Annotated in this window: 3 protein-coding genes; 1 reads left to right on the plus strand and 2 read right to left on the minus strand. The window is 63.7% G+C overall.

Annotated features, from left to right (window positions below):
- Both EOA29_RS30275 and EOA29_RS30280 read right to left on the minus strand, forming a co-directional pair.
- A partial coding sequence (locus tag EOA29_RS30275; RefSeq protein ID WP_145969874.1) for an NAD(P)-dependent oxidoreductase occupies nucleotides 1–1,001 on the minus strand: 1,001 nt, incomplete at its 3' end.
- 114 nt (nucleotides 1,002–1,115) lie between these two features.
- Complete coding sequence (locus EOA29_RS30280; protein ID WP_126093027.1) at nucleotides 1,116–1,850, minus strand: gamma-glutamylcyclotransferase; 735 nt, start codon at nucleotides 1,848–1,850, stop codon at nucleotides 1,116–1,118.
- 392 nt (nucleotides 1,851–2,242) lie between these two features.
- On the opposite strand from EOA29_RS30280, the gene EOA29_RS30285 reads away from it, so the two are divergent.
- A complete protein-coding gene (locus tag EOA29_RS30285; RefSeq protein WP_126093026.1) occupies nucleotides 2,243–3,019 on the plus strand; it encodes a VOC family protein in 777 nt (258 codons plus the stop codon).
- The last annotated feature ends 208 nt before the right edge of the window (nucleotides 3,020–3,227 follow it).

The raw sequence follows: 3,227 nt of genomic DNA on the forward strand, positions 1-3,227 counted from the left end.
CAGTGGCGGATGGTGACGCCGTTGGCGGCGGCCAGGTCCTGCTCGAAGCCGGAGGCGTTCATATGCTCCTGTCCCCGCCGGCAGCAGATCATCACCTCCTCGGCGCCGAGCAGCTTCGACTGCACCGCGGCATCGATCGCCGTCATGCCGCCGCCGATGACGACAACCCGCCGCCCGACCGGCAGGCTGGAAAGATCGCTCGCTTGCCTGAGTTCCGCGATGAACTCGACGGCGTTGGCGACACCGTCGGCATCCTCACCTTCGGCGCTGAGCGCGTTGACGCCGCCAAGCCCGATGCCGAGGAACACGGCGTCATAGTTGCGGATCAGGTCCGAGAGCTGGAAGTCGCGGCCGAGCGCCTTGCCGTTCTGGATGTCGATGCCGCCGATCGAGGTGACATAGTCGACCTCGGCCTGGGCGAAATCGTCGACGCTCTTATAGGCGGCGATGCCGTATTCGTTGAGGCCGCCGGCCTTCGGCCGCACCTCGAGGATGGTGACGTCATGGCCATGGCGGGCAAGGCGGTGCGCCGCCGCTAGACCCGAAGGCCCGGCGCCGACCACCGCGACCGTCTTTCCGGTCGGCTCGGCGCGCTTGTAGAACTGCTTGTCCTCGTCCATCGCGACGTCGGTCGCGTAGCGCTGCAGCCGGCCGATCTGCACCGGCTTGCCTTCCGCGACCTCGCGCACGCAGACCTCTTCGCACAGCGTCTCTGTCGGGCAGACGCGAGCGCACATGCCGCCAAGGATGTTCTGATCGAAAATCGTCTTGGCCGAGCCCAGCGGATTGCCGGTCGCGATCTGCCGGATGAACATCGGAATGTCGATCGAGGTCGGGCATGCATTCATGCACGGCGCGTCGTAGCAGAAATAGCAGCGATCGGCCTCGACCAGCGCCTCGTGGTGATCGAGCGGCGGATGCAGGTCGGAAAAATTGTCGGCATATTGCTCGGAAGACAGCCGGCCGCCGGCAATGCCTTCGATGAAATGACCAGTCGCCATTCCAGTTCCCTTTGTTTTCGTTTTGGGGAAGGCTAGCACGTTTTGTTTTTTTATCAATTGGTCAATTTTCAGCCAAGTCGCTGTAATGGCTAGATAAAAACTTGACAGTTGTTGTCATATTATAGCGGCAACTGCTGTCTCCGACGGCTCGCTGCTTGCGATCCTGTGGCCATGGATCGACCTGATCTCATCGGCGACCAGTTCCTGCAGCCGCCACAGATTGCGGTCACGGATGCCGAACGCTTCCAGATGACTGACGGTGTTGTGGAGATACTCTGCGCCGGAACCGACATGGCCGCACGCGCGCGCTAGCACCCATGCCACCTTCTCCAGCGGCTGCCCGAGAGATGTGCCCCTGCCGGTCACGCCGACCCAGAAGCCCAGCGCCCGCAACGATCCTTGCGCCGTGCGTACCGGGACCCATCTGACCGAGCTGACGGCCTCGTGATCGTCGATCTCACGCCGCAGCAATCTTTCGATCTGGGCCGGCTTCTCGCCCTCGGGCAGACGATAAATGACGCCTTCGCAGCGCCCGCCCCGTTCCAGCGCCATCATCAGGCCAGGCTGCGCGGCGCTGCCCCTCCAGCGCACCAGGTCCAGGCAGAAGGAGCGATGCCAGCCATAGGCCGAGGCGCGCCGCTGCTCGACCGATTCGAAGGCCGGCTTCCAGATCAGCGAGCCATAGGCGAACACCCAGAGCGGCCCCGCGTCCGCTTCGCCCGACAGGCGCAAGGCAAGCGCGCGGAAATCGTCGTCGTTCAACTGTGTCCATTCCCCGCTCGGGCCGGGATCGATCTCCTCCCGGTGGCACAGAGCGACAAGCTCGGGCGTGAGCGACATTCGACGCAATGGAAACAGGGCCCCTCTTTGACTTCAGCAAAGTCGAAAACCGCCGGACGCGCAAGATCGCGGGCTCTAAAGCGCGTCGCGCAGAACGGATTCAGGCGACGAGCTTTAGGTCTTTGTTCGATGCATGTCGTTCTCCCAAAACCGCTGCGCACTTTCGGGCGATATGCATTTGTTCGATGCATGTCGTGCTCCCAAAACCGCTGCGCATTTTTGGGCGACATGCATTTGTTTGATGCATGTCGTGCTCCCAAAGCCGCTGTGCACTTTTGGGCGACATGCATTGGCGCCTTGCCGTCCTCGATTTCTGGTCCAGATGTCGGATTTCTGTCGCCGAGATCGTCCTAGGATGGATCGAAGCGCGATCGCTGCCTGAACCGGTGAGGAGACCGACCATGCCGAATCCCCCAAAACCCTTCTTCTGGTACGAACTGATGACCACCGACCTCGATGCCGCCGAGGCCTTCTACACCGCCGTCGTCGGCTGGAGGGCCGAGCCCTTCGACAAGGCGCCGGGCATGCCCCGCTACATCGTTATGAACTCCAGCATGCGCGGCGTCGGCGGGCTGATGACGATGCCGGAAGACGCCGCCAAGATGGGCATGCCGCCGACCTGGCTGGGCTATATCTATACCAAGGACGTCGACGCCTCGACGAAGGCGCTGCAGGATGCGGGCGGCTCCGTCCACCGCGCACCGGACGACATCCCTGGCGTCGGCCGCTTCGCCGTCGTTGCCGACCCGCAGGGCGCGACCTTCATGTTCCTGCAGCCCAACCAGCCTGCCCAGCCGCCGGTGCCGGCCACCACGCTTGGCCATGTCGGCTGGCACGAGCTTTACACCTCGGACAGGAAGGCGGCGTTCGACTTCTATTCAAGCCAGTTCGGCTGGGAGAGCGCCGGTCAGTTCGACATGGGCGAGATGGGCATCTACCAGACGTTCGGCGCCGGACCTGAGTCCGGCGGCGGCATGATGAACAAGCCGCCGCAGATCCCGGTCCCGGTCTGGCAGTTCTATTTCAACGTCGACGCCATCGATGCCGCCGCCAAGCGCGTCACCGACAATGGCGGCAAGGTCCTGATGGGGCCGATGGAAGTGCCCAGCGCGCAGTGGGTCGTCCAGTGCCAGGACTCGCAGGGCGCGCATTTCGCGCTGCTGGCACCCGTGCGGTAGAATTGCCGATGTCTCCTGGGGGCGGGACAATCGCATATGGCGGCGACAGTCCCCCACTCCGGCCGCTGCGCGGCCACCTCTCCCATGAACATGGGGGAGAGGTGGCTCGGCGAAGCCGAGACGGAGTGGGGGAGCGCCATGTGCGATTGCCCTGCCCCTCGTGGGAAGACGTGCGGTCCACCCTCCACAATTACCGCGAAGGATAGAC

This window comes from Mesorhizobium sp. M1E.F.Ca.ET.063.01.1.1 (assembly GCF_003998155.1).
Classification (GTDB): domain Bacteria; phylum Pseudomonadota; class Alphaproteobacteria; order Rhizobiales; family Rhizobiaceae; genus Mesorhizobium.